25 protein-coding genes are annotated in these 23,957 nt (G+C 65.9%); 6 read left to right on the forward strand and 19 right to left on the reverse strand.

The window, feature by feature from the left end; translation table 11 throughout:
* Positions 1 to 381 precede the first annotated feature (381 nt).
* Complete coding sequence (locus tag ACOOHB_RS14555; protein ID WP_420445547.1) at positions 382 to 1,659, forward strand: ATP-binding protein; 1,278 nt, start codon at positions 382 to 384, stop codon at positions 1,657 to 1,659.
* A 402-nt stretch (positions 1,660 to 2,061) separates the two neighbouring features.
* Here ACOOHB_RS14555 and ACOOHB_RS14560 read toward each other — a convergent pair whose 3' ends face one another.
* From ACOOHB_RS14560 to ACOOHB_RS14570, 3 genes are all read right to left on the reverse strand, one after another.
* Complete coding sequence (locus ACOOHB_RS14560) at positions 2,062 to 4,458, reverse strand: 3'-5' exonuclease (protein WP_420445548.1); 2,397 nt, start codon at positions 4,456 to 4,458, stop codon at positions 2,062 to 2,064.
* Between the two features lie 70 nt (positions 4,459 to 4,528).
* Positions 4,529 to 4,927 (reverse strand): TA system VapC family ribonuclease toxin, encoded by a 399-nt coding sequence (locus tag ACOOHB_RS14565; protein ID WP_420445549.1) that lies wholly within the window; start codon positions 4,925 to 4,927, stop codon positions 4,529 to 4,531.
* Positions 4,924 to 5,148, reverse strand: coding sequence for an antitoxin (locus ACOOHB_RS14570; protein ID WP_419551246.1), 225 nt, complete (start codon positions 5,146 to 5,148; stop codon positions 4,924 to 4,926). Before ACOOHB_RS14570 ends, ACOOHB_RS14565 begins: the two co-directional genes overlap by 4 nt.
* 264 nt (positions 5,149 to 5,412) lie before the next feature.
* Between ACOOHB_RS14570 and ACOOHB_RS14575 the strand changes: the two genes are divergently transcribed.
* Positions 5,413 to 5,604 (forward strand): type II toxin-antitoxin system HicB family antitoxin, encoded by a 192-nt coding sequence (locus tag ACOOHB_RS14575; protein ID WP_420445550.1) that lies wholly within the window; start codon positions 5,413 to 5,415, stop codon positions 5,602 to 5,604.
* Positions 5,601 to 5,786: a type II toxin-antitoxin system HicA family toxin gene (locus tag ACOOHB_RS14580; protein ID WP_420445551.1), complete on the forward strand. Its 186-nt coding sequence runs from the start codon at positions 5,601 to 5,603 to the stop codon at positions 5,784 to 5,786. The genes ACOOHB_RS14575 and ACOOHB_RS14580 overlap by 4 nt, the downstream gene beginning before the upstream one ends.
* A 72-nt stretch (positions 5,787 to 5,858) precedes the next feature.
* Here the strand turns inward: ACOOHB_RS14580 and ACOOHB_RS14585 are convergent, their stop codons facing one another.
* From ACOOHB_RS14585 to ACOOHB_RS14600, 4 genes are all read right to left on the reverse strand, one after another.
* Positions 5,859 to 6,365, reverse strand: a complete 507-nt coding sequence (locus tag ACOOHB_RS14585) for a hypothetical protein (RefSeq protein WP_420445552.1) — start codon at positions 6,363 to 6,365, stop codon at positions 5,859 to 5,861.
* Positions 6,362 to 7,648 carry a glutamate-1-semialdehyde 2,1-aminomutase gene (gene hemL, locus ACOOHB_RS14590; RefSeq protein ID WP_420445553.1) on the reverse strand — a complete coding sequence of 429 codons (1,287 nt, stop codon included), beginning with the start codon at positions 7,646 to 7,648 and terminating at the stop codon, positions 6,362 to 6,364. Before hemL (ACOOHB_RS14590) ends, ACOOHB_RS14585 begins: the two co-directional genes overlap by 4 nt.
* 162 nt (positions 7,649 to 7,810) lie before the next feature.
* Positions 7,811 to 8,071 (reverse strand): hypothetical protein, encoded by a 261-nt coding sequence (locus ACOOHB_RS14595; protein WP_420445554.1) that lies wholly within the window; start codon positions 8,069 to 8,071, stop codon positions 7,811 to 7,813.
* A gap of 121 nt (positions 8,072 to 8,192) precedes the next feature.
* Positions 8,193 to 8,885, reverse strand: coding sequence for a uroporphyrinogen-III synthase (locus tag ACOOHB_RS14600; RefSeq protein WP_420445555.1), 693 nt, complete (start codon positions 8,883 to 8,885; stop codon positions 8,193 to 8,195).
* A gap of 12 nt (positions 8,886 to 8,897) precedes the next feature.
* Here ACOOHB_RS14600 and ACOOHB_RS14605 point away from each other — a divergent pair, with 12 nt between their 5' ends.
* Together ACOOHB_RS14605 and ACOOHB_RS14610 are read left to right on the forward strand one after the other, a co-directional pair.
* The gene (locus tag ACOOHB_RS14605; RefSeq protein ID WP_419551251.1) at positions 8,898 to 9,140 is read left to right on the forward strand and encodes a hypothetical protein; all 243 of its coding nucleotides are present in this window, start codon (positions 8,898 to 8,900) and stop codon (positions 9,138 to 9,140) included.
* An 87-nt stretch (positions 9,141 to 9,227) separates the two neighbouring features.
* Positions 9,228 to 9,419: a type II toxin-antitoxin system HicB family antitoxin gene (locus ACOOHB_RS14610; RefSeq protein ID WP_420445556.1), complete on the forward strand. Its 192-nt coding sequence runs from the start codon at positions 9,228 to 9,230 to the stop codon at positions 9,417 to 9,419.
* A gap of 193 nt (positions 9,420 to 9,612) precedes the next feature.
* Here the strand turns inward: ACOOHB_RS14610 and ACOOHB_RS14615 are convergent, their stop codons facing one another.
* Positions 9,613 to 11,490: a 3'-5' exonuclease gene (locus ACOOHB_RS14615; RefSeq protein ID WP_420445557.1), complete on the reverse strand. Its 1,878-nt coding sequence runs from the start codon at positions 11,488 to 11,490 to the stop codon at positions 9,613 to 9,615.
* The gene (locus tag ACOOHB_RS14620; RefSeq protein WP_420445558.1) at positions 11,471 to 11,983 is read right to left on the reverse strand and encodes a type II toxin-antitoxin system RelE family toxin; all 513 of its coding nucleotides are present in this window, start codon (positions 11,981 to 11,983) and stop codon (positions 11,471 to 11,473) included. Before ACOOHB_RS14620 ends, ACOOHB_RS14615 begins: the two co-directional genes overlap by 20 nt.
* 137 nt (positions 11,984 to 12,120) lie before the next feature.
* Between ACOOHB_RS14620 and ACOOHB_RS14625 the strand changes: the two genes are divergently transcribed.
* Positions 12,121 to 13,287 (forward strand): ATP-binding protein, encoded by a 1,167-nt coding sequence (locus ACOOHB_RS14625; protein ID WP_420445559.1) that lies wholly within the window; start codon positions 12,121 to 12,123, stop codon positions 13,285 to 13,287.
* A 664-nt stretch (positions 13,288 to 13,951) separates the two neighbouring features.
* Here ACOOHB_RS14625 and ACOOHB_RS14630 read toward each other — a convergent pair.
* The 10 genes from ACOOHB_RS14630 to ACOOHB_RS14675 all read right to left on the reverse strand — a co-directional run bounded on the left by ACOOHB_RS14630 (position 13,952) and on the right by ACOOHB_RS14675 (position 23,899).
* The gene (locus ACOOHB_RS14630; RefSeq protein ID WP_420445560.1) at positions 13,952 to 14,617 is read right to left on the reverse strand and encodes a hypothetical protein; all 666 of its coding nucleotides are present in this window, start codon (positions 14,615 to 14,617) and stop codon (positions 13,952 to 13,954) included.
* A gap of 232 nt (positions 14,618 to 14,849) precedes the next feature.
* Positions 14,850 to 15,569, reverse strand: coding sequence for a TerB family tellurite resistance protein (locus tag ACOOHB_RS14635; RefSeq protein ID WP_420445561.1), 720 nt, complete (start codon positions 15,567 to 15,569; stop codon positions 14,850 to 14,852).
* A gap of 188 nt (positions 15,570 to 15,757) precedes the next feature.
* Positions 15,758 to 17,044, reverse strand: coding sequence for a glutamate-1-semialdehyde 2,1-aminomutase (gene hemL / locus ACOOHB_RS14640; protein ID WP_420445562.1), 1,287 nt, complete (start codon positions 17,042 to 17,044; stop codon positions 15,758 to 15,760).
* Positions 17,045 to 17,072: 28 nt separating this feature from the next.
* Positions 17,073 to 17,861: a uroporphyrinogen-III synthase gene (locus ACOOHB_RS14645; RefSeq protein ID WP_420445563.1), complete on the reverse strand. Its 789-nt coding sequence runs from the start codon at positions 17,859 to 17,861 to the stop codon at positions 17,073 to 17,075.
* Positions 17,854 to 18,741, reverse strand: a complete 888-nt coding sequence (hemC, locus tag ACOOHB_RS14650) for a hydroxymethylbilane synthase (protein ID WP_420445564.1) — start codon at positions 18,739 to 18,741, stop codon at positions 17,854 to 17,856. The genes ACOOHB_RS14645 and hemC overlap by 8 nt, the downstream gene beginning before the upstream one ends.
* A gap of 11 nt (positions 18,742 to 18,752) precedes the next feature.
* Entirely contained in the window at positions 18,753 to 20,066 is a 1,314-nt protein-coding gene (locus tag ACOOHB_RS14655; protein WP_420445565.1) for a glutamyl-tRNA reductase, read from the reverse strand.
* 140 nt (positions 20,067 to 20,206) lie between these two features.
* Positions 20,207 to 21,031: an SAM-dependent chlorinase/fluorinase gene (locus ACOOHB_RS14660; RefSeq protein WP_420445566.1), complete on the reverse strand. Its 825-nt coding sequence runs from the start codon at positions 21,029 to 21,031 to the stop codon at positions 20,207 to 20,209.
* A gap of 31 nt (positions 21,032 to 21,062) precedes the next feature.
* The gene (gene proC / locus ACOOHB_RS14665) at positions 21,063 to 21,854 is read right to left on the reverse strand and encodes a pyrroline-5-carboxylate reductase (RefSeq protein WP_420445567.1); all 792 of its coding nucleotides are present in this window, start codon (positions 21,852 to 21,854) and stop codon (positions 21,063 to 21,065) included.
* Positions 21,855 to 22,083: 229 nt separating this feature from the next.
* Positions 22,084 to 22,560 carry a YbjN domain-containing protein gene (locus ACOOHB_RS14670; protein WP_420445568.1) on the reverse strand — a complete coding sequence of 159 codons (477 nt, stop codon included), beginning with the start codon at positions 22,558 to 22,560 and terminating at the stop codon, positions 22,084 to 22,086.
* A 19-nt stretch (positions 22,561 to 22,579) separates the two neighbouring features.
* Positions 22,580 to 23,899 (reverse strand): glycosyltransferase, encoded by a 1,320-nt coding sequence (locus tag ACOOHB_RS14675; protein WP_420445569.1) that lies wholly within the window; start codon positions 23,897 to 23,899, stop codon positions 22,580 to 22,582.
* Positions 23,900 to 23,957: the final 58 nt, after the last annotated feature.

The raw sequence follows: 23,957 nt of genomic DNA on the forward strand, positions 1-23,957 counted from the left end.
CCGACGGCGGCCTCGAGCTGCGGCACTACGAGGCCGCGCTGGCTGCCCGTTGGCAGCGGTACCACCACCTCGGCCGGCTGACGACGCGCGCGCTCGGCCAGCCCGGTTTGATGCGGAAGCTGACGCAGCTGGCGATCCGCTCCCCCCCGGATGGGGAACCTGGCCATGCGCGTCTCGACCGACCTGCTGGCGGCCAAGGCTGGTCCCATCGGCCCCCGCGGCATCTACCGGGCGGCCTCCTCGGTAGCGCGGCTCTGGCGAGACCGCACCTGACCACCCCAGACTGTCCTCACCATCCCCTATCCCATCGTCATCACCCTGGTCTATTTTGCGGTATAAAAATAGGATATTTTGCGGTACTCATAAGGTATATTCTGCGGCATGGAAACGACTCCGCTTTCGCCCGCAGACTATGTTCCCCGAGTCGTCGACCAGCAGATGCGAGCGCTGCTGCGGACCGCACCGGCCGTGGTCGTGGAAGGCCCGCGTGCGTGCGGGAAGACATGGACCGGCCGGATGTTCGCCAACAGCATGGTGCGATTCGACCAACTCGAGGCGACGCGCCTGGCGTTGACCGTCAACCCGGCTTCGTTTCTCGTCGGCGACACGCCACGGCTGCTTGACGAGTGGCATCTGGCCGACGGTCTGTGGAACGCGATGCGTCACGCGTGTGACGACCGAGGTGCGAGCGGCCAGTTCATCTTGACCGGCTCAGTGAAACCCGTCGTAGCGGTCACCGACCACAGCGGAGCGGGTCGCGTCGCGCGGCTGCGAATGCGCCCGATGTCGCTGTGGGAGTCCGGTGACTCGACCGGCGTCGTTTCGCTGGCGGGCCTGCTCGCTGGCGACATCTGTGCAGCCGATCCTTGCGAAGCGGATCTCACCCGCATCGGGGAATTGATCTGCCGCGGCGGCTTTCCGCGTCTCGTCACGATGGATCCACTCGATGCGCGGGCGCGCCTGCGCGATTACCTGCACGACCTTTCTCAGATCGACCTGGTGACGGGCGACACCGCGGCTCACGACCCACACAAGATGTTTGCGTTGTTCACCTCGCTCGCCCGCAACGAAGCGACATCAGCCGCGCTGACGACCCTGGTCAACGACACCGCGAGCTTTGGCGGGCCGTCAGATCGCGACACGGTTAGCCGATACCTCGACAGGCTGACCGATGCATTCGTCATCGAGCCATTGCCAGCATGGTCAACGCACCTGCGCAGCACGGCAACGCTTCGTTCCAAACCGAAGCGTTACTTCGTCGACCCGTCCCTCGCGACCGCCGCACTGCGGGCCTCCCCGGACGGCTTGGTCGCTGATCTCGAAGCGCTCGGCTTGCTGTTCGAGTCTCTGGTCATCCGAGATCTTCGTGTCTACGCCGGGGCCTTCGGTGCCGATGTCATGTATTACCGCGACAGCAAGGGCCTGGAAGCTGATGCGATCATCACGCAAGGTGCCGGCGACTGGGCCGCCGTCGAGATCAAACTCGGCGGTACCGCCGCCATCGAAGCAGCGATCACATCGCTGCGCTCTTTGCGCGCCAGGGTCGACCCCCGACGCGCCGGCGAACCTTCGCGCCTCATCGTCGTCACAGCGGTAGGCCGAGCCTTCGAGACCAATGACGACATCGCCGTCGTGCCCATCACCCACCTCCGCCCCTGAACTGTCCACCATCGGTCCCGATGTGCGCTCGCAGTCTTGGGCCTCAGAATGGCGGGCCAGCGGCGGGACTTCCGGTTGTGAACGGCGAGATGACCGGACGCAAGGCGAGACGTTGAAGGATCTCGAGGAGCGTCTGCGCGATCTCCACGCGGATCTGACGAGCGGTGAACTGCCTGGAGTCCGCCACGTCGCCGATCTCACGCTGGTGTGAAGCGGGCTGAGCTGGTCAGGCGAATCCGCGCGACAGGGTCGGTCTCGGTTCGGCATGGCTCGAAACACGACTGGTATCGCGCCCCAATATCGGCGCGTATCAGGCGGTGCGCGCCATAACGAGATCAATGAGCGATTAGCCAGACAGATCATCAAGCAGCTCAGCCTGCCAAGCGATTGACAGCTGAGTTTCTAGGTGGCCGGGACGCGGATGGCCTCAAAGTGATCGCGGCCTGCGTCGATCAGCGAGTGAGGCTTCTCGCTGCACACGACGTAGAGCGCGTCGCGAGCACGGGTCATGGCGACGAAGAGCTTGGTGGCGGCGAGCGCCTCTGCATCGGCGCGCTCGGCGGGAGGGAACTTGTTGGAGGCCGTGAACGGCCATGCGCCGTGCGACACACCGAGCAGAAAGACGACCTTGAACTCCAGGCCCTTCGCCCGATCGAAGGTCCCCACCTTGACCTCTTCGGACGCCTTGCCAGCGAAGTCCTTCAGGTTGATACAGCTCAGGCCGGCCTGCTCCAGTACCGAGATCGCCGCATCGACCCGGCTGTTCGTGGCCGCAAAGACACCGAAGTCACCCAGACTCAGCGCTGGGTTCGTTGCGGCGAGCAAGGTGATTTCTTCCACCACGTACCGGCGCTCATCGCCTTGATCTGCGGCGATCACGAGGCGCGGCGTCACACCGTCACGGTGAGTTTCCCATTGCACATCAGCGCGTCGCCGCGGCCGCGCTGATGTCGGCACCGCAGATGCTGAGCCAGACGGTTCGTCGTCTGTCTCGTCGCTGAGATCGTCAATTTCCTGCGCGCCGGTACAGGCCATGGCTGCCTCGATGATCTGACGCGTGTTTCGGTAGTTGACGACCAGCACTTCGCTGCGGCCTCGAACTTCAATGCCCGCATCACTCAGTGCGAAGCCTCCGGGATAGACACGCTGGGCGGCATCGCCGACAATCAGCAGCGAGTTGTGGCCAAGCACGAAGCCGTGCCCTTCGCCGGTCTCGTAAGGGACGCGTTCGGCCACCAACGCGCTCAGCAGCTCTAGGCCAATCTGGGTCAGGTCCTGCGATTCGTCGACAAGCACGGCGCGGTATCGAGGCTGCGGGAGCGATCGCACGTAGTCACGCGCTCGGCGGATGCGGTCATCGAAGTGTTCGAGGCCCTTATCCGCCATCATTTCGCGCCATGCGAGATGGAGGTCCCACATCTGGTCGCGCACGGGTTGCTGGAACGCAACTTCGCGGCCATGGCGCCTGACCTTGCGATAGGTCTCCAAGTCTCCGATGTCACGCCCGATGATGACCTTGGTCACCTCGTCGATGAGGTAGTCGTCGGAGAGTCCCAGCACGTGCAACGGCGAACCGGGTCGAACCACGTCGCGCTTCGCCCGCGCGAACGCGCTCTTCGACTGCGAGATGTTGACGCTCGCCTGAGGGCCACCGCAATGCTCGTCGATCTCTTGGCATAGGCGGTCCGCGAGCTGGTCAATATTCGTGAACTCGACCGATCCCGAGACCGACGTGGGCAGCCTCAAATACAGACTCCCGAGCACGGGCGGCAGGCTTCGGATGAAGGTCGTGAAGAGGATCGGCCGGGGTTCCTCGCCGAATATCCCTTCTTGCAACGGGCGCTTGGCCAGCCAGGCCGCTCGATGCAGTGCCACGGTGGTCTTGCCGGTACCCGCTGATCCGCTTACCCGGGCAGGGCCAGTGAAGTCGCGTTCGACGATGTCGCGCTGCGAGGGGTGCAGAAAGATCATCCAGTCTTCGATAGGAGCTTCGGCGAGGCGCTTGACTTCGTCGGCGTTCAGCGTGATCGACAGCGCGGCCGCGGCACCACGCTCGGTGATGTCTCGAGCGAACTGCTCGACAGCCGCTTGCTCTGCTGTGGTCAGTTGATCGCTGCGCCATTGGTCAGGATGAACCTCGTGCAGTTCAAACAAAAGTTCGAGCAGCGAAAGTCGCAAGGCGATGTTGTCGTCGCCCGGCCAATGACGCAGTAGCACGTCGTCCCCGTCAAGATCGGTCGCCCGAACCAGCGCCTCCGTCTGATCGGTGCTCACGCCACCGAACTCGTCTCGCACCTTGAACATGTCGAGCACGTCTGCGGCAGACCACATCCACAGCAGCGGTCGTTGCGGCTCGTCCTTCGTCGGCAGGTGTTCTTGAGGCTCTTGGACATACGGGTCCGTCTTGGCGTGGCGTTCTGTTGACGGAAGGCCATCTTCAACCGGCTCGCTTGCGGGCATCGCCTCGGTCGGTGGCGGCGAAGTCGGCAGGGTTCTGATGCGCTCGGCCCGCTCATAGACCGCGTCGTGATGACCGGCGTGAACCAGCTCGCTCGTTGCTCCGAGGCGCCGGAGCAACAGGCGCAGATCTTTAGATGCCCGTGCGGACCACAGCCAATCGACTGAACTCCTGACGTTCAGCTTCTTGAGCTTCAATCCGGGATGCGATGGGTCCTCGGCGAGCTGTCCCACTGCATCCCAAACGCTGATCTGTTCGTTCCTGGTGAGTTCGTGCACCGAGTTTCGAAACCCAGGCGCGAGTCGCAGATCGAGGGAGACATGCACCGTCGTGCTCGACACGAGCGATGAGGTTAGGCCCACCCGTTGTCGCCAGCCGTGCTCGGTGCGCCAAGAGCTCCGGTTCGTGCGCTCAGGCCCCGATCAGCAGCGTCGCGTCGGGGCGGAGCAGCGCGAGGCCGCGATCAAGGGTCGCGACAACGCCACCGTGGTGCTCGGCCAGCGCCGCAAGGTAGGCGTCGGTGACTTGCCGGTGGCCGATGACCCCACGCAGTGACGCATCCCCGTAGCCGAGGTTGTCGGGCCAGAAGACATGATTCGGTTGCCGTGAGATGGCTTCGAGTGCCGTGAGAGCAGCTTCTGCGGATCTGCCTTCTCGGATCAACAGTCGCAACAGCGCTCCCTGGGTAATCGGGCATGTGGCAACCACACCTTGATGCTGCGCAAGCCACGAGTGCGCCATGCCGTGATGCACATGGCTCGGCACCGTCAGTGCGATCAGCAGATTGCTGTCCGCCAGCGCCACGTTCACCATTCGTCCTCGAGCGACCTGACGTCCTCGATGGTGATCGGTCGGTCGAGGTTTACCGTGGGCCACCCAGTTTCGTGGGATGAGTCACGGGTGGCGCTTCCGGTACCGGTGGCCTTACGGAGCATCTCCACGATGACCCCGCTGAGGGTCTTGTGCTGCTGATGGGCCAGCTCGCGGGCGAGAGCGTGCAGGTCGTCGGGCAAATCGACGGTGGTGCGCATCACCGCATCATAACATCGATGTGCAATGATACGCAAGGCCGCGGCGCAACAGCGACGGACAGCCACCCTGCTCCCCGCCACGAGCGTCACAGGCTCGCCCGTCACGATGGCGGGCCAGCGGCGGGACTTCCGGTTGTGACCGGCGAGATGACCGGACGCAAGGACGCGCTGTCGGGGAGGTCGCGGTTACCGCCGATTCCGCGTCGGGATTAACTCTCCACGAGCGCTATGTTCAACACAAACGGCCAGCAGGGAGACGCGGGCGTGCGGACCACAAAGATCGTCTACTGGCAAGGGGACGAGTGGTGGCTCGGCTACCTCGAGGAATTCCCCGACTATTGGACCCAGGGCACGACGCTGGGGGACCTCGAGGAGCACTTGCGCGACCTCCACTCAGACCTGACGAGCGGTGAACTACCTGGGGTTCGTCACGTCGCCGATCTCACGTTGGCGTGAAGCGGGCCGAACTGGTCAGACGGATCCGCTCGACCGGATCGATCTTGGTTCGGCACGGCGCCAAGCACGACTGGTATCGGAACCCCGAGACCGGCGAGTATCAGGCGGTACCGCGCCACAACGAGATCAATGAACGACTCGCCCGGCGCATCATCAAGCAACTGAGCCCACCAAGCGATTGACGTCTGGGTCCCTAGACCGGGCCTGTCATGAAGTTTGTGTAACCGGCGAGACGGGCTGCCAGCGCTCGATGCTCAGGCTCCGGGAGCCGTCAAGGCGCCCGAAATATTCGAGTGCCGCCACGATGTCGCCGCCCAGGCCGCTGGTGACGGGCGCCGTCGTACCCGGCGTCGACGAAGCCTGAGGCCGATGGACGAGATGAGCAGTCCGATGGACGAGATGAGCAGGTTGCCCAACACCGCCAGCCAGCACGCCGCAGTCACGGACCAGCCGAGGCCGTCTACGTCACCAGCCATTCCACCCGCGGCCATCGGCCCGAAGGCGGAAGCCACGACGGCCCAGTCATAGGCCCGCTCCCCGACCGACGACTCCCCACTTCGCTCCACCCGATGACGGCGCAGATCCCGAAGCCGGTCGGAAAGCGAGTTCGCGATGGCGAAATTGGCAAATAGCACCGGTATCCATGTGTGCAAATACCAGCCGAATCCTTCGACCAGGACGAGCACGGCCAGCGGCGAAAGGATGATGGTGGCATGGCGCTTGACCACGCTCGCCCGCATCTGCTCTTCTTCGACGGTCACGGGCGCGGGTCATGTCGATGAAGAGCGGCGAGGGCGGCGTCGATGACCTCGGGAGTGTGGGCGAGGCTGACGAAGATCGCTTCGTAGGCACCGGGGGCTAGGGCTATGCCCTGGTCGAGCATGTGGGCGTGGAGGCGGGCGTAGGCCTGCTCGTCGGTGGTGCGGGCTTCGTCGTAGTTCTTGGGTTGCCACTCCGGGTTACCGCCTGGAGACGGACCCATGTAAAGACCCAGGAGCGTGCCTTCTTGGATGACTCTTGCTTCGAACCCAGCCTCAGCGAGCATGGTCCCGAGGTCGGTGCCCGTAGCGGTGACCGTTGCTTCGAGGTCGCTGTAGAAGTCCGGCGTCATGTGCTCAAGGGCAGCGAGGCCGCCAGCGGTGGCAAGGGGATTTCCTGACAGAGTGCCTGCTTGGTACACGGGGCCGAGTGGTGCGAGTGTTTCCATGATCTCGGCGCGGGCACCGATGGCGCCGATGGGCAGCCCCCCGCCGATCACCTTGCCGAAGCATGAGACATCGGGTGTCACTGCGAAGCGTTCGGCCGCACCGCCTCGGCCCAAGCGAAAGCCGGTGATGACCTCATCGAAGATCAGCAGCGCGCCTATCTCGTCGCAGGCTTGGCGCAAGCCCTCCAAGAATCCGGGCACAGGAGGAATCAGACCCATGTTGGCTGCTACCGGCTCGACGATCACCGCTGCCACATGATCGTCCAACTCGGGTACCTCGTTGTAGGGCACGACGATGGTGTCGGCCACTGCACTGGGCGGCACGCCGACCGAACCAGACAAGCCCAGCGTGGCCACACCGCTGCCCCCTGCCGCCAGCAGCGCATCTGCATGGCCGTGGTAGCAACCCGCGAATTTCACGATGCGCGGCCGCCCGGTATACCCGCGAGCCAGGCGCACCGCTGTCATCGTGGCCTCGGTGCCGCTGTTCACCAGCCGCACCTGCTCCACACCGGGTGCAGCCTCGGCGATCAGGCTCGCCAACCGAACCTCCCGCTCGGTCGGCGCGCCGTACGACGTGCCTTGAGCAGCAGCCGCGGCAATCGCTTCGGTGACCTCCGGGTGTGCGTGACCCAGAATGATCGCCCCGTAGGACTGCACGAAGTCCAGATACCGGCGACCTTCGACATCGAAGACATACGGCCCCTCGGCCCGTGCCACGAAGTACGGGGTGCCGCCGACAGCCCCGAAGGCCCGCACTGGCGAGTTCACCCCGCCAGGAATCACACGCTGGGCAGCCTCGAACAGTGCTGCATTCGTCGGGTGCGGCTGCGTCACGGCCCCGCAGCGTAGGCCATGTCTCAGCACGCAATCACCGGCTGATCATGGGGCGAGCAACGAGCAATCACGGAGTCAGAAGCGCACCAAACGTACTGTGACTCGCCGCGTCTACCGCAGTCTGCTGACCGGTTTGGCACCCGCCCGCCGGGCGCGCCGGTCTCAGACAGGCGCGAGCGACTTGAGCCGTACCGCGGACAATCGCTTCAGTTGCTGGTTCCGCGGGTCCACCTCGATGCCGACGGATTCGAGCGCTGTCAGGCCGAGCAGCGGCTCGGTGTCGTCGTCGACGAAGATCACCCTGCCAGCGACGACTTCGTCCATGAATTCGAACTCAGCCAAGGCGATGTCGAACTCCTTCGAGGTGCCATCGGCGAGCTCGAAGGTGCGCTTGGTTCTCGGCGTGATGCCGATGGCCTCCAAGTGTTGGCGCGGAACGACGGCATCCGTCGTCCGCGGCGGGGAGTCTCACGCGCGGCGTCTATGGGGTTCGAATGATTTTCTGGCGTGCGAGTCACGGCACCAGTGTTGCAGAGCGCTCTTATCAGCCATTCCCAGCAGCAATCACTGCTTCGATGAGACCGTCGTCGGAGGGGCGGCTGGCAACGGCTGCCACTGGCAGGTCCGCCTCGGCGCACGCAGCCGCAGTGGTGCGGCCGATGCAGATCACCTTGCCGCTGACCGGTCGGTCGCCGATCTGGGTCAGGTGCCCGTGCACCGCCGAGGGCGAAGCGAAGATCACCGCATCCGCGGCAGCCATATCGGCAATGAGATGGTCCGACAGTGTGGGCGTGACCGTGCGGTACGCACTGACCGCGTCCACCGTCCAGCCGCGTGCTCGCAGTCCGTCGACGAGTTCGGGGCGGGCTTGGGCCGAGTGCGGCACAAAGCACGCGTCGTCCGGTCGTGGATCGGGGAAGGCCGCAGCGAGGCCAGCACCGTCATTGCGGTCGGGCACGAGGTTGGCAGGGCGGTCCAATTCGGCCTCGACGCGGGCGGCGGTGGCAGGACCGACGGCTGCGACACGAATACGCGCGAAGCGACGGCGCACTCCGCGACGGTCGGCGCGAGCGAGCGTCGCCGCGACCGCGTTGGGTGACGTGAATGCAACCCAGCTGAACTGTTCGAGCCGCAGCAGTGCATCATCGAGCGGCTGGCCGCCGTCCAGCGGGGGTACCACCGCGATGGCCGGCGCGATCACCGGGTGCGCGCCGTGCTCGCGAAGCAGCTCCGCCAAGAGACTCGCTTGGTGCGAAGCCCGCGTGACGACAACCGTGTGACCACCGAGCACGCCGATCTGGCCTTGCGTGCGCTCGGCCAGCCCGGGTTGATGCGAAAGCTGACGCAGCTGGCGATCCGCTCCCCCCGGATGGGGAACCTGGCCATGCGCGTCTCGAACGATCTGCTGGCGAGTCCCGATGGTCCTCGCGCGGACAGGCAGATCTACCGAGCGGCCTCCTCGCTGGCGCGGCTCTGGCGAGACCGCACCTGAGCCCCGCGGCCGGCGCCGATTCCGCGCCGGGTTTAGCGCTCCACGGGCGCTATGTTCAACGCAAACGGCCAGCTGGGAGATGCGGGCGTGCGGACCACGAAGATCGTCTACTGGCAAGAGGACGGGTGGTGGCTCGGCTACCTCGAGGAATTCCCTGACTATTGGGTTCAGGGCACGACGCTGGAAGACCTCGAGGAGCACTTGCGCGATCTCCACGCTGACCTGACGAGCGGTGAACTGCCTGGGGTTCATCACGTCGCTGACCTCACGTTGGCGTGAAGCGGGCCGAACTGGTCCGGCGGATCCGTGCGACAGGATCGGTCTTGGTTCGGCACGGTTCCAAGCACGACTGGTATCGGAACCCCGAGACCAGCACGTAACAGGCGGTGCCGCGCCACAACGAGATCAATGAACGACTCGCCCGGCGGATCATCAAGCAATTGAGCCCACCGAACGACTGACGTGTGAACCGTCAGGCAGCCGGGACGCGGATCGTCTCGAAATGGTCACGGCCATGGTCAATGAGCGAGTGCGGCTTCTCGCTGCACACGACGTAGAGAAAGTCGCGGGCGCGGGTCATGCCGACGAAGAGTTTGGATGCTGCCAGTGCCTCGGCATCGGTCCGTTCGCCTGGGTGGAGGCCCTTGTTCGCGGTGAACGGCCACGCTCCGTGCGAGATGCCGAGAAGAAACACCACCTTGAACTCGAGACCCTTCGCCCGGTCAAGCGTGCCGACTTTGACTCCACCGCCGCCAAGCGTTGAGTTCTTCAGATTCTGAGCCTCCAAGCCCGAACTCTTCAGCATGTTGAGGGCAGCGTCGACATCGTCGTTTCGGGCAGCGAACACGCCGAAGTCGTTCAGGGCGAGTTCCTCGTTGGCGTCCCGTAGCTGTGCGATCTCAGCAGCGACCCAGCGACGCTCACCTGGTTTGTTGGCGGCTATGACCAGCCTGGGCCGCACGCCATCGGTCGCCGCGTCGCTTTCGGCGTCACTACGGCGTACGACCGACCCGCTTCCTTGTTCGGCCTCAAGGTCGGCGACAGCGAAGCTGCCGACGCACGCGATGGCTGTCTCGATGATCTGGCGTGTGTTGCGATAGTTGCGCCCGAGATTGTGGCTGCGACCGCGCACGTCTACCCCGGCAGCTCGCAGGGTGTACCCGCCTGCGTAGACCCGCTGCGCCGCGTCGCCAGCAATCAGCACGGAATCCCGTCCCAACTCGTGGTGGGGCGGTCCCTGAGTCGTCGGAACCCGACGAGCTACGAGCGCGCACAGCAGTTCGAGGCCGGTCTGAGTCAGGTCCTGCGCCTCGTCCACAATGACCGTGCGATAGCGCGGCTCTGTCAGCGAGCGGACGTAGTCGCGGGCGCGTCGCATCCGGTCTTCGAAGTGCTCCAGTCCTTTCGCGTCCATAAGGTCGCGCCACGCCAAGCAGAGCTCCCAGACTTGTTCCCGCACGGAACGCCGGAACGGCATCTCGCGACCAATCCGGTCGATGCTCAGGTAGCCGTCGAGGTCGTCGATACCGCGGCCAATGATGACTCGCTGGATTTCCTCGCGCAGGTAGCCGTCAGAGCAGCCCAGTTCGTGCAGCGGCGTGCCCGGCTTGACAATCTCCTTCTTGGCGAGCGCAAAGGTGTTCTCGTTCTGCGCCCCGTTCCAATTGCCCAGGTCACCAGCTTCTTCGCACAACTCGGCTGCAAGCAGGTCAATATTGGTGAACGTGACAGCGTCGGGCACCGAGCCGGGCAGCCGCCCATAGAGCGCCTCGAGAACGGGCACCAAGGTCTTCACGTAGGTGGTGAACAGGATCGACAGCGGCTCGGTGCCGAACATGTCGGCCTCAGGCGGGTGCTTGGCGAGCCAAGCTGCACGATGCAGCGCCACCGTGGTTTTCCCTGTGCCGGCCGAGCCGCTGACGCGAGCTGGGCCAGCGAAGCTGTGTTCGACGATCTCGCGTTGATCGGGGTGCAGAAAAAGCATCCAATCTTCAATGGGTGCGGCCGCAAGATGCCGCAGTTCCTCGGTGCCAAGCTCGGCCGACAGCGCCGCCGCCGCCCCTTGCTCAGTGATGTCCCTGGCAAACCGCTCAACCGCGGCCGTCTCGTCGTCGGTCAGCCTTGCCTCGCGCCAGTCTTGCGGGGACATCTCGGACAGATCGACAAGCAAGTCGAGCAGATTTGCGCGCACCGACGCCTTGGCATCGCCTGGCCAACCGGTCAGCAGCACGTCCTCGACGTCATCTTCCGTCGCGCCGACCAGCGCCGCTGCCTGCGCTTCCGAGATTGCGACGAACTGATCACTCTGAGCCCCTCCAGCCGATTCGCTGCTACGAACCGAGATACTCATGCAGGTCTTCGACGGGCCACATCCACAGCAGAGGCCGCTGAGTTGCCTCAAACGGGGTCTCCGACTTCTCCGACACATCCGCCGCCCTTGGCTTGTCATGGCGGCTCGTCGGCACCGGCTTTCCGTCGCCGTCGGCGGAGACCACGCAGCCTGCCGATTCCGGCGTTACCGGTGCGGGCGGCGGCGCTCCGATGGTCTCGGCGCGGCTGTACGCCGCGTCATGGTGGTCCACATACACGAGGTGAGCGACCGATCCGTGACGCGTCAGCAGGATGCGAAGCTCCTTGGATGCACGCATCGACCACAACTGATCGGCCGGGCTCTTGCCGCGCAGCTTCTTGAGCTTCAGCCCAGGCAGTGCCGGGTTCTCCAAGTAGAGCATCACCGCAGCGTTGACCTGATGCTGCTCGTCGCGAGTAAGGCGGCGCAATGAGTCGCTGTAATCCGGCGACAGGCGCACACTCGGCAAACCGGCAACGGCAGGCGGGGTCACGACCGGCGACGCTATGCGAGTCGGTCGCGCAGATTCAAGGCTCGGGCGATGCCTCGTCGTATGCACTGCCGCACGCATACGTACGGTCAGACATCGGTGAAATTGATGCTTTAGATTGTCATGATAATCTAAAGGCAATGTATGGGCGCAAGTTGACATTGCCGCCGTCGGGCACCGAAACGTTCTTTCTGTGGGGACCTCGGCAGGCGGGAAAGAGCACCCTGCTGCGCCAGCAGTACCCCGATGGCGTGTGGGTGGATCTGCTCAAGGCCGACGACTTCCGCCGCTACGCAACCCGACCTGAGCGGCTGCGACAGGAACTGGAAGCGGCCGGCCCTCACGGCCCGGACCCGACCCGCCAGGTTGTGATCGACGAAGTCCAGAAGGTGCCCGCGCTGCTCGACGAAGTGCATTGGCTCATCGAACGTCACGGGCTGCACTTCGCGCTATGCGGGTCAAGTGCACGAAGAGTCCGTCACGGTGCGGCGAACCTGCTCGGCGGGCGAGCGCTGCGCTATGAGCTCCGCGGCCTCACCTCCGGCGAGCTCGGCGATGCGTTCAGCCTCGACCGGATGCTCAACCACGGGTATCTGCCGCGCATGTACGAATCGGAACGGCCCCACCGCCTGCTGGATGCCTACATCGCCGACTACCTGCGGCAGGAGATCGCCGCGGAGGGCCTCGTGCGCAATCTGCCGGCGTTCTCCGATTTCCTCGACGCCGCCGCCCTCAGCGACGGCGACCCCGTCAATTTCGCCAACATCGCCCGCGAATGCGGCGTCTCGGGGCCGACGGCGAAGGCGCACTTCGGCATCCTCACCGACACGTTGCTGGCCCGCTGGCTGCCGCGCTGGCGGCGACGGGCAAAGCGCCGTCTGGCCGGGGCGCCCAAGCTGTATTTCGAGGATGTGGGCGTGGTGAACCGCCTCGCCCGTCGCGGCACCGTCGAGCGGGGCTCAGACGCGTACGGCAAGGCGTTCGAGAACTGGGTGTTCCACGAGCTGTGCGCGATGACGGCGTATCACGAGACCGGCGAGGAGCTCAGCTACTGGCGGCTGCCCAGCGGCATCGAGGTGGACTTCATCGTCGGCGACATGCGCATCGCAGTCGAAGCCAAGGCCGCCGCCACCGTCACGACACGCCATCTACGAGGGCTGCGCAAGCTGGCCGAGGAGCACCCTGAGCTAGCGGCCCGAGTGGTGGTTTGTCTCGAAGACCGGCCACGCCGCACTCACGATGGGATCGACATCATCCCCGCAGACCACTTCGCCCGCCGCCTCTGGCAAGAGGGCCTCGCGCCATAGCACCAGGGCGTCGCCGCCGTCGAAGCCAAACTCGCCGCCCTCGTGAACGGCGACGACATCCGCCATCTATCTTCGCTCACTGGCAGTGGCATATGCCGATTGGTATCCCAATTCAAGCGTTGGAGAAATCGAACCAAATCGCTTGAGCCTTCGCGTTTTTGTGGGATCGGGGGCTGCTGGGTTCGGCGGGCGGTGCATGTACCCGACGGCTTCGACTGCGTCGACGAGCTCGATGTGGACGCCGGCGTGGTTGCGGCGGCGAGACGTCGCCGGACTGTGAGCACCGTTGTGGCCCCGACGGCTGCGGACACTCAGGACGCCTTACAGCGCCCCGGGTGTCGGGCGCTCGGCCGGTGAGCGCTGCGGTGCAGGCGACAGCAGCGACGGGCGACTCGACAACGAGCAGTGCCCACGGGGCCACGAGCAGTATCCAGCGGCGCGCCGGGTCGTCGTACATCCACAGCCTTGCTTCGGTCGTGCCGTCCGTCAATCCGACCGGAGGCGCCGGTTCATCGCTGGCGCTGCGACGTCAGCAAGAGGCGCTGCGGGTGGGGGCAGCTTCGGTGCCGTCGGGGTGTCAAATCCCTACCCGACGGTCTGAGTCCCGCTGTCGGTCATGGCACTCCGCCGTGTCGTTGTGTCATGGCTTCGGACCGTGGCGACGTCAGTCCGGGATCGGCGGGTAGTCGGCTTCGGCGAGGCGCAGCGCTTCGGGCGGGCAGGTAACGAGGTGTTCGAGGTCGGCGCACTGGTCGGCGAACCATGCGAGGTCTTCGTCGATGGCGAGCACGGCGGCTTTCGCATTCAGGATGTTTGCCGGTCCGAACAGGTCGGTTCCGTCGCAGGCGGCGATGAACTCGAAGTACGACGCCCGGAGTCCGACGGCGGGGGCGACATTGGCGGCCCGTGTCGTCGCGTGCGCATTGGCGGCAGCCACGTATCGGTCCCAGTTGGCGTCGGTCGGGGTGGCCTCGTAGGCATCGCCTGCTGCCCGCAACGCGTCGAGGGTCTCGTGGCTCGCCTCGATGGCCTCGTTGTAGGCGGTAACGAGCACCCCGTTGGCCGTGGACACTTCGTCGCAATTGGCCTCTCGCTGGGCGGGCGACAGGTAACGCTCAGCCGTCGTGGTGGCCGTCGATGTGGTGGTGGTCGTGGTCGTCGTTGGCGCGGCTGTTTCGAGTGCTGCTTCGAGGTCGGATTCGAGGTCAGCGATTCGGGCTTCGAGGTCGGCAGTGCGAGCGGCGGCGTTGTCGTCGCCCGAGGCGCATCCGGCGGCGAGCAGCACCACGGCACAGGCGACCGCGGCGAATGAGCGCGGGCGTGATGTCATCGCCTCGCAGCGTGGTGACGTGCCGTCGTGTCTGCCGGCGAGCGTCGTGTCATGGCTTTGGTCGTGTCTTCGAGACACTGGCGATGAGCACGAGCGTGAATGGTAGGACGCCGAGTGCTTCGGTGACGGTCATAGGGGGCGATGGGGTCTGTCAGAATCTGACAGACCCTGGGAAGCGGACGATGTCGAGCCTCGGCGCTCTGGTGCTTATGGCCGATCCTATTTCGGGATCTCAGAATGGTTCTTCGGTTGTTTCCGTGCGGGCAAGCGACGTACGAGCGAGTTCTAGCGATTTCCCTACCTGAGACCGCGGCAGCCCAAATGCGCGAGCCAAGTCTTGCAGCATCTTGAACTCGGCCTCATGAACCTCCCCGTCACACGCGGAGATGAAAGCTGCGGCCTGTAGCAATAGCTCCCGTCCCTGATTGTTCAAGGTTCCTGACAGCTGCCTCATTGATCTCATCGTCGCTAGGACATCGTCATCGGAGAACGCAGCTATGTCTTCGATCAAGTCGTCAAGACAGTAGGGGTACGGCAAGAAATCTTGTGCGATGACAATCAGGAACGCCGCTTCGTCTGGTGTGACCTCGCCGTCTGCCAACGAGATCGAAACCAGAAGGCGTCGAATGGCCTCCTCAGTCGTCGAATGAGCGGGAGCCTGAGTCAAACGCGGACTTGAGTCTTGTGGAGGGCGTCCCGCAACACCTGCAGAATTCGTCGGCGCCGGCACCGGACGCGAAGTCGTCAGTACCCCCTGGCTGTATGTGGAACCACAAGACCGGCACTCAATATAGGAACCCAGCTCGTCCAGAGGGATCAGTGGGATGAAGAACAGAGTGAACCATCTTCGTACCGAGACATTTGAGTACCAACGCTTGTCACCGCACCGAGGGCAACGAAAAGAGCCGCTTGAGACGACGCGAGCGCGAGACTTCCATCCGAAGATGATCACAATTGCATCCGCTCTGTCTCCAAATCGTCGATTTCCTGCCTGCGAAATCCGCGCGGTATCACTCGGGGTTTAGATACATGGCCAAACGTTCGAGGAGTGCATGTCGAGGCAGTTAGGACCCAAGAAACATGAGGCAATCTAATGCATAGCCTGAGCCAACTGGCTGACCGCGTCTAATCGGCGACGAGTCAGGAGTGGGTCGAGGAGGCGGCATCGGCGATGGAAGCGACGGCATCTTCGATGACGTCGGGTGTGTGTGCGAGGCCCACGAAGATCGCCTCGTAGGCACCGGGGGCGAACGCCACGCCACGTGCGAGCAGCTCGGCGTGGAGTCGCGCGTAGGCCTGCTCGTCGGTGGTACGGGCATCGTCGTAGTCGACCGGCAACCAGCCCGGTTCGGGCCCTGCGCCGCAGTACAAGCCGAGGAGCGTGCCGACCTGGCAGACGGCAGCATCGAAGCCAGCGTCAGCCAGCGCGTCGCGCGCGCCGTCGGCGAACCGGCTGGCCCGCGCTTCCAGCTCTGCATAGGCCTCCGGCGTGAGCCGTTCGAGTGCCGTCAGTCCTGCTGCGGTCGCCAATGGGTTCCCCGAAAGCGTTCCTGCCTGGTACACGGGACCGGTCGGTGCCAGCGTCTCCATGATCTCGGTACGTGCGCCGAGCGCGCCGATCGGCAAGCCGCCGCCGATGACCTTGCCGAAGCACGAAATATCGGGCGTGACCCCGTACCGCTCGGCCGCGCCGCCCGGGCCGAGACGGAATCCGGTGATGACCTCGTCGAAGATCAGCAGCGCGCCCGCCTCGTTGCAGGCGTTCCGCAGGCCCTCCAGGAATCCCGGCGAAGGAGGCACCAGACCCATGTTCGCCGCCACCGGCTCGACCACGACCGCAGCAACCTGCTCGTCGAGTGCGGGCACGACGTTGTAGGGCGCAATCACCGTGTCGGCCACTGCGCTCGGCGGCACGCCGGCTGAGCCCGACAGGCCGAGCGTGGCGACACCGCTCCCGCCTGCGGCCAGCAGCGAATCAGCGTGACCGTGGTAGCAGCCGGCGAATTTGACGATGCGGGACCGATCGGTGAAACCGCGTGCCAGCCGCACAGCGGTCATGGTGGCCTCGGTTCCGCTGCTGGTCAGCCGTACCTGTTCCACACCTGGGGCCACACTGGCGATGTGCTCAGCCAGCGCTACCTCGCGCGCCGTGGGCGCTCCGTAGGAAGTGCCCTCCGCCGCGGCAGATGCCACCGCTTCGGTGACCGCCGGATCGGCATGGCCGAGAATGATCGCCCCGTAGGACTGCACGAAGTCGATGTACCGCCGACCCTCTGCATCGGTCACGTACGGCCCGCTGGCCGATGCCACGAAGTAGGGCGTGCCGCCGACGGACCCGAAGGCACGAACCGGTGAGTTGACGCCGCCCGGAATGACGCGCCGGGCCGCGTCGAACAACCCGGCGTTCGTTGGATGCGGGTCCGTCACGGCTCGCAGCGTAGGGGTGCCGGCGCACTCACGAGCTCGCCGGATGCTCACCAGCGCGCAGGGCCGCCGCGACTGCTTCGACGAGACCTTCGTTGGAGGGACGGCTGGCGACGGCCGCCACCGACAGACCGGATTCGACGCACGCAGCGGCCGTGGTATCGCCGATGCAGACCACCTTGCCGCGGACCCCTCGCTCGCCGATCTGGCTCAGATGGCCCCCCACCGCGGACGGCGAAGCGAAGATCACGGCATCCGCGGCAGCCACATCGGCAATGAGATGGTCTGACAGCGTGGGCGTGACCGTGCGGTACGCGCTGACTGCGTCCACGGTCCAGCCGCGTGCTCGCAGGCCGTCGACGAGTTCGGGGCGGGCCTGCGCAGAGTGCGGCACAAAGCACGCGTCGCCCGGTCGTGGATCGCCGAAGGCCTCGGCGAGGCCGACTGCGTCGTTCCGGTCGGGCACGAGGTTGGCCGGTCGGTCCAACTCGGCCTCGACGCGGGCTGCCGTGGCAGGACCGACGGCCGCGACGCGGATGCGTGCGAAGCGGCGGCGCACCCCGCGACGGTCGGCGCGTGCGAGCGTTGCCGCGACCGCGTTGGGCGATGTGAACGCAACCCAGCTGAACTGTTCGAGCCGCAGCAGGGCATCGTCGAGCGGTTGGCCCCCGTCCAACGGCGGCACCACTGCTATGGCTGGGGCAACCACCGGACGGGCGCCGTGACGGCGAAGGGCTTCAACCAACCCGCTGGCCTGGTGCGACGCCCGCGTCACGACGACCGTGCGGTCGGTCAACACGTCGAGGCGCTTCTCAGGCACCGCTTGTCCCCGTCCGAGCGAGTAGCTCGCGTGCGAGCGCCTCGCCGAGCGCCTCGCCGTCGAGGTCATTGCCAGAGGTGCGCGCAATCTCGGAATGATCGGGTGTTGCCAGCAGTGCCGTCATCTCGATGCTCCCGTCAGCGCCGGTGGTGGCGTAGGCCCCGGTGGGCAGCTCGCAACCGCCGCCGAGCGTTCGCAGAAAGGAGCGTTCTGCATGCACGCATCGTGTCGTGATCTGGTCGATGATCCCCGCAACTGCGGCTGCGGTTACAGCGTCGCCGTCCCGATGCTCGATTGCGATGGCGGCCTGGCCAACCTGGGGCACGAACTCATCGGGACTGAATCGCTGCGCAATACGGTGTGACTCGCCGAGACGCTCCAGCGCCACTGCGGCCACGATCACGGCGTCGATGTCTGGATTCTCCGCGGCCGCGATGCGGCGGGCCATGTTCCCGCGCAGGCCGGCGAAGCGCAGATCGGGCCGCAGCGCGGCCAGTTGGCACTCGCGTCGCTGTGATCCGGTCGCCACGACTCCCCCTCGGGGAATCGCGTCGAGAGCCAGACCCACGAGCGCATCGCGCACGTCGCCTCGGCCAAGACAGCCCGCCAGCGTCAAGCCCGGGGTCGGCTCTGAGCGCATGTCCTTCGCACTGTGCACCGCCACGTCGGCCCGCCCGTCAAGCACCGCCGTCTGCACCTCGGTCACAAAGACACCCTGACCGGACATCTGCGAGATTGGTGTGGACAGATCCAGATCGCCGCTCGTCGAGACCGGCACGAGCTCGATGTCGGAAGGGGATGATCCGGCTGCCGCCAGCGCTGTCGCGACGGCGCGCGCTTGCCACAGTGCCAGCGGGCTCGATCGTGTCGCGATCCTCACGCTGCCAGGTTCTACAGATCGAACAGGTCGCGCACCGAGTCGGCGAGCCTGTCGCCCTTGGCCTTGCCCGCCGCCGACCGCAGGGCGACGGTGGGCTGATGCAGCAGCTTGTTGACGAGCGCCGTTGTCGCACGTTCGAGCGCTTCGCGAGCGTCGTCGTCGATTTCGGGGTGCGCGGCCAGCGCACGTTCGATTTCCCGTTGGCGCACCGCTTCGGCCTTGCCGCGCAGCGATTCGATGAGCGGTGCCATCTCTCGGGCGGTGCGGTCTCCCGAGAAGCGCTCCGTCTCGGCGGCCAGGATGGACTCGACCGCCGCCACCTCCGCTTGGCGGCCGGTCTGGCCCGCGTCGGCGAAGCGTGACAGGTCGTCCATGTCGAGCAGGGTGACACCCGGAATGCGAGCCACGGCCGGGTCGACATCGCGTGGCACGGCAATGTCAACGATGAGCAGGGGGCGTCCGGCACGTCGCTCGATGACCTCTCCCACGCTGGCGTGGTCGACGATGACCGACGTCGCGCCGGTCGAGGTCAGCAGCAGATCGACCTCGACGAGGGCGTCTTCAAGGTTCCCGAGCGGCAGGTGGTGGCCGCCGACACGCGTGGCCAGGGCCTCGGCGTGCGACGGGGTTCGATTTGCTACCTGCACCGCCGCCGGGCCCGCGGCTGCCACGGCAACGATCATGCCCTCGGCCATCTCGCCCGCACCCACGACGAGCACGCGGCAGCCCTCGAGCGTGCCGAGGTACTCGATGGCCATGCTCACCGCTGCGTGACTGACCGAAGCGGTGCCCCGTGCGATCCCGGTCTCGGTGCGTGCACGCTTGCCGGCGCTAATGCCGTGACGAAAAAGCTGGTTGAGCACCGTGCCTGCAGTGCCCTCGGCACGCGCCGTGTCCCACGCAGTGCGCACCTGACCCAAGATCTCGTGCTCCCCGAGCACCGCCGACTCCAAGCCGCTGGCCACACGGAAGAGGTGCCGCGCTGCGTCGTCGTCATAGAGGACATAGAGATGGTCGGACAGCTCGGCGGGTGCCGCGCCCGACAGCGTGCAGAAGAAGTCGCGCAGCTCCCCGAAGGCCGCATGGAACTTCTCGGCAACGACGTACGCCTCGGTGCGGTTGCAGGTGGAAACCACGACGGCTTCGCTGACGTTGGGGCAGCCCGCGAGATCGCCAAGTCGTTTCGGCACGTCGGCGGTGGCAACCGTGCACCGCTCCAACAATTCGAGCGGTGCGCTGCGGTGGCTCACGCCCATGACAACGATGGACACGAGGACTACCCCGGGGTCGGGAATGCGGCCCGCACAGTCTCGCCGATCAGACACCCCGTTTCCACGCGATCGGGCAAATGTCGCGTAAGAAATATGGATCTGGGGCGCTCAGACAAAGAAGAAGACCAACCGGATCGTGGCCGTAAGCAGGATGAGTGCAGCGAGCATGGCCAGCACGAGGGCGGTGCGGGGTCTCATGTCAACCTGCGCAGACGCACTTCGGTTCCCACATCGAAGCCGAGATGGTGTGCGCTCCCGCCCGCGACGGTGAACTCGAGCAGGCCGTAGGGATCATCCGACAGTGCAAGGCTGCCCGTGCCTGCCGAGCCCGGCTCAGCCAGCTGGACCGATTGGGAGTTGGCCGACGCCGAAACCCCGACGCTGGCGCTGGCAGTCCATTCCGCGACGATCTGCTGGCCGAGGGGTGCCAGCGTGTCGCGGTCCACGTTGAGCTGCACCGTGCCCCAGCGCGTCACCGCGAGGACCTCTGCGGCCACCGAGCCGTCGTCGGAGATGCGTGGCACGGCGACCAGCGAGGGCAGCAACGACGCCGGGTCGACCGGTGATCCCAGCGCCTCGATGGGCTCACCTGCTGCGAGCCGGCCCGCTGCGGGTGCAAGCACGTCACGGGCCGGATGCAGCACCGCTTGGTGATCCGCGTCGCCGCCATCGGATATCCGGACCGCTGCGTCCGCGCCACCCACCGCTGCTGTGGCTCCAGCCAGCACGCCATTGTCCGGGCCGACCAGCATCGACTGTCCGCCGCCGACCGATACCGCAATTGCGGGTCGATCCAACCGCCGACCCACCGATGCCAGCACAATGCCCGGGGCGAGATGCTGCACGCTGCGCACCAGCATCAACGCTGCCGTGCGCGTGTCGCCCGGGTCGATCTCGTGGCACAAGTCGATGACAGCCGCGTGAGGCGCGGCCTGGCGCAGGATCGAATGGATGACGCCCACCGAGTCGTCTGCGGTGCCCAGGTCGCTCACGCAGGTGACGGTGTCGAAGCCCGTCATGTCGAGTCGCCGGTCCTCGTTCGGCCTTCGCTCAGGCTTTGCCGAGTTCGGCCGACCGGCGGGTCGCGGCCTCGACGGCCGCAGCAAATGCGGCCCGTACGCCATGGCGTTCCAGTTCTCGGAGCCCGGCCGCAGTCGTGCCGCCAGGCGAGGTCACGTCGGCCCGCAGGTCGGCAGGCGAACGGCCTTCGGCCAGCAACGTCGCGGCGCCCAGCAAGGTCTGGTTGGCCAGTTCGGCCGCCACCGGGCGGGTCAGGCCCATGAGCACGCCCGCTTCGATCATCGCCTCGGCGACAAGGAACACGTACGCCGGACCGGAGCCCGACAGGCCGGTGACAGCGTCCATCAAGTGCTCGGAAACTCGCACGACGCTGCCCACCGAACCGAGGATCTCGCTGGCCCATGCGAAGTCCGCATCGGTTGCCTGGTCGTTTCCGCAGATTGCCGCCGCACCTTGCGACACCAGCGCAGGCGTATTGGGCATCGCACGCACGATGGGGGTGCCGCTGCCAGCAGCACTGCCGAGTGTTGTCAGCGTCACTCCGGCGGCAATCGAGAGGATGCGGTCGGTGCCCGCGGCAGTGACGGCACCCGCGACAGCCGGGATCACGTCGGGCTTGGTTGCCAGAATGGCGCCGGTTGAAGCCACGACGTCGTCTGAGGTCGACACGCCGTAGCGACCGGCCAGTTCATCCCGGCGAGCCGAGATCGGTTCGCTCACGCAGATGCTCTCGGCGTTGCGACCGGCCGCGAGCATTCCGCCCAGCAGCGCCTCGCCCATCTTGCCGCCGCCCACGATCAGCAGTTCGACCACCTCAGCCATGCGGTCACGGTACCGGACCGCATCCGAACCTCTTCCGCCGATGTTTCCGATGTCGTCAGCATCGAATGTCGGGCTCAGGCGATCTCCGGGATCTCGCGAGGGGCCTGAACACACGGTGCCGGGGCACTCGCCGTGAGTGGGGCACTTCCCTGCATGCCTGCTGGCGAATGCCCCGGCAGGGGCTGAATCAATCAGAAGACAATGAAAGTTGTCAAATGAATTTCAGGATCTACTTCCCGAAGCCCAAGCGAAGCAGCGTCGTGAAGTCGCGCTCGATGTACGCCCAGAGCGATCCGACGATCCGATCCAATTCGTCCTCGTCGACGCAGTGGGTCAGCAGCTCTCCCGTCAGGTACAGCGCATCTTCGGGACCGATGCCGTACTGGGCGCCCACCAGCGCGTAGTTGCGGCGCAGGACGAAGTCGGCCACCTGCTCGGGTCGCTGCGGGGGTGCTGGGAGCACGTAGGACTCATAGGTCAACGTGCGTTGGCGCAGCGTCAGCCATATGGCAATGACGTCGCGGGACTCCCCCGCCAAGCGCACATACCAGCGGCGCGGCACTGCATCGTCTCGGGTCACGTCAATCAACATGGGGCGCTCGTCGGGAGCGCCTTCGGCCTGTGAGCGAGCCCACTGCGCCAACCAGGCATCCATGCGAGCTTCGAGCTGATCGAGTTCGGCGTCGGTGGCCGGGCGACGTGTCATGAGTCGGTGGCCGGGTGACTCACACGCAGGCAACGAGTTCGCGGCGCGCAGCGGTGTCAAGTGCTTCGAGCGCCGCAGCCGCGCTCGCGCGCCAGCTGAAGCGTTCCGCGCGGCGAGAGCCGGTATCACCGAGGCGCAGCGCCAGCAGCGGATCGGTGAGGATGTCGGTGACCCGGCGGGCGTAGGTGTCGGCGTCTCGGCCGGCGATGAGATACCCGGTCTGACTCTCGACAACGTTGTCGCGCAGGCCGCCCACATCGGACGCGACCACTGGTGTCCCGCACGCAGCGGCCTCGAGCGCAACCAGGCCGAACGATTCCGAGCGGCTCGGAACCAGGCACACATCGGCCGCTCGGTAGTAGGTCGACAGCAGGTGATGCGGGAGCGGTTCGACGAACCGCACATGGTCGGCGACCGCCAGGTCGTCAGCCATGGCCCTCAGCCGGGCCAGCGTGGAGGGGCCTTGCGGACCGCTGGGTCCTCCCACGATGACCAGCTGGGCCTGGGCTCCTTCGGAGGTAGCGGCTCTGGTGGCTGCAAGGGTCTCGACGGCCAATTCGGCGCCCTTGAGCGGCTGGAGACGGCCGACGAACAAGAGCACCGGTCCGGGCGGAAGCCCGATCGCCGTCCGCGCCGCGTGGCGCTGACCGGGCGCGAACATGGCCCGATTGACGCCGGGGGTCAGCACGTGGACCCGTTCAAGCGGAACGTCGTACAGCGACCGCAGCTGGCTGGCCTCGGCGTCTCCCGAGGTGAACACGGCGTCGGCACAGTCGATGATCCGCTGTTCCGCGTCGCCGCGGTGGCGCGGCTCGGCATCACCGGTGCTCGTCTTGACGCGCCCCAATGTGTGAAAGGTGACTGCGAGGGGCACGTCGAGGCGGTGTTTCAATTCGTGTCCCGCCATGCCGCTCAGCCAATAGTGCGCGTGGATGGCGTCAACCGGTCGGAGAACGAGTTGCTCGCCGACGTGGTCGGCAAACGCGGCGACCACTGCTGGCAGGTCGTCCTTGTCGAGCGAGGGAGCGCCAGCATCGACATGGGTGACGCGCACCCCAGGTTCCACTTCCACTTCATCGGGCTGCGACGAGTCGGTGCGCCGGGTGTAGATGTCACACTCGACGCCGAGATGCGCCAACGCCGCAGTGAGTTCACGCACGTAGACGTTCAAACCGCCGCCATCGCCGCTGCCGGGTTGGTGCAACGGCGAGGTGTGCATGCACAGCACCGCAACCGACGAGACACGGCTGGGCTCGCGGCGCGCCAGCCGGCCTGGGGCGTCGTGTTCGGAGAACCGAGTCGCCCGGTACCCGGGGTCATCGGATGCGGTGGGAGCCACGGTCGATAACGCTACGCAGATCGCCCGACCGGCACGAACTGGCCGGGCAGCGTCAGCG

It is taken from the genome of Candidatus Poriferisodalis sp., from assembly GCF_965215815.1.
Classification (GTDB): Bacteria; Actinomycetota; Acidimicrobiia; order Acidimicrobiales; family Poriferisodalaceae; genus Poriferisodalis.

Excerpts from the sequence above, each read along its gene's own strand:
- ACOOHB_RS14615 (WP_420445557.1), bottom strand. The coding sequence starts at position 11,490 with ATGAGTATCTCGGTTCGTAGCAGCGAATCGGCTGGAGGGGCTCAGAGT.
- ACOOHB_RS14670 (WP_420445568.1), bottom strand. The coding sequence starts at position 22,560 with ATGACACGTCGCCCGGCCACCGACGCCGAACTCGATCAGCTCGAAGCT.
- ACOOHB_RS14630 (WP_420445560.1), bottom strand. The coding sequence starts at position 14,617 with ATGACATCACGCCCGCGCTCATTCGCCGCGGTCGCCTGTGCCGTGGTG.
- ACOOHB_RS14570 (WP_419551246.1), bottom strand. The coding sequence starts at position 5,148 with ATGCGCACCACCGTCGATTTGCCCGACGACCTGCACGCTCTCGCCCGC.
- ACOOHB_RS14555 (WP_420445547.1), top strand. The coding sequence starts at position 382 with ATGGAAACGACTCCGCTTTCGCCCGCAGACTATGTTCCCCGAGTCGTC.
- ACOOHB_RS14660 (WP_420445566.1), bottom strand. The coding sequence starts at position 21,031 with ATGACGGGCTTCGACACCGTCACCTGCGTGAGCGACCTGGGCACCGCA.
- ACOOHB_RS14625 (WP_420445559.1), top strand. The coding sequence starts at position 12,121 with ATGTATGGGCGCAAGTTGACATTGCCGCCGTCGGGCACCGAAACGTTC.
- proC (WP_420445567.1), bottom strand. The coding sequence starts at position 21,854 with ATGGCTGAGGTGGTCGAACTGCTGATCGTGGGCGGCGGCAAGATGGGC.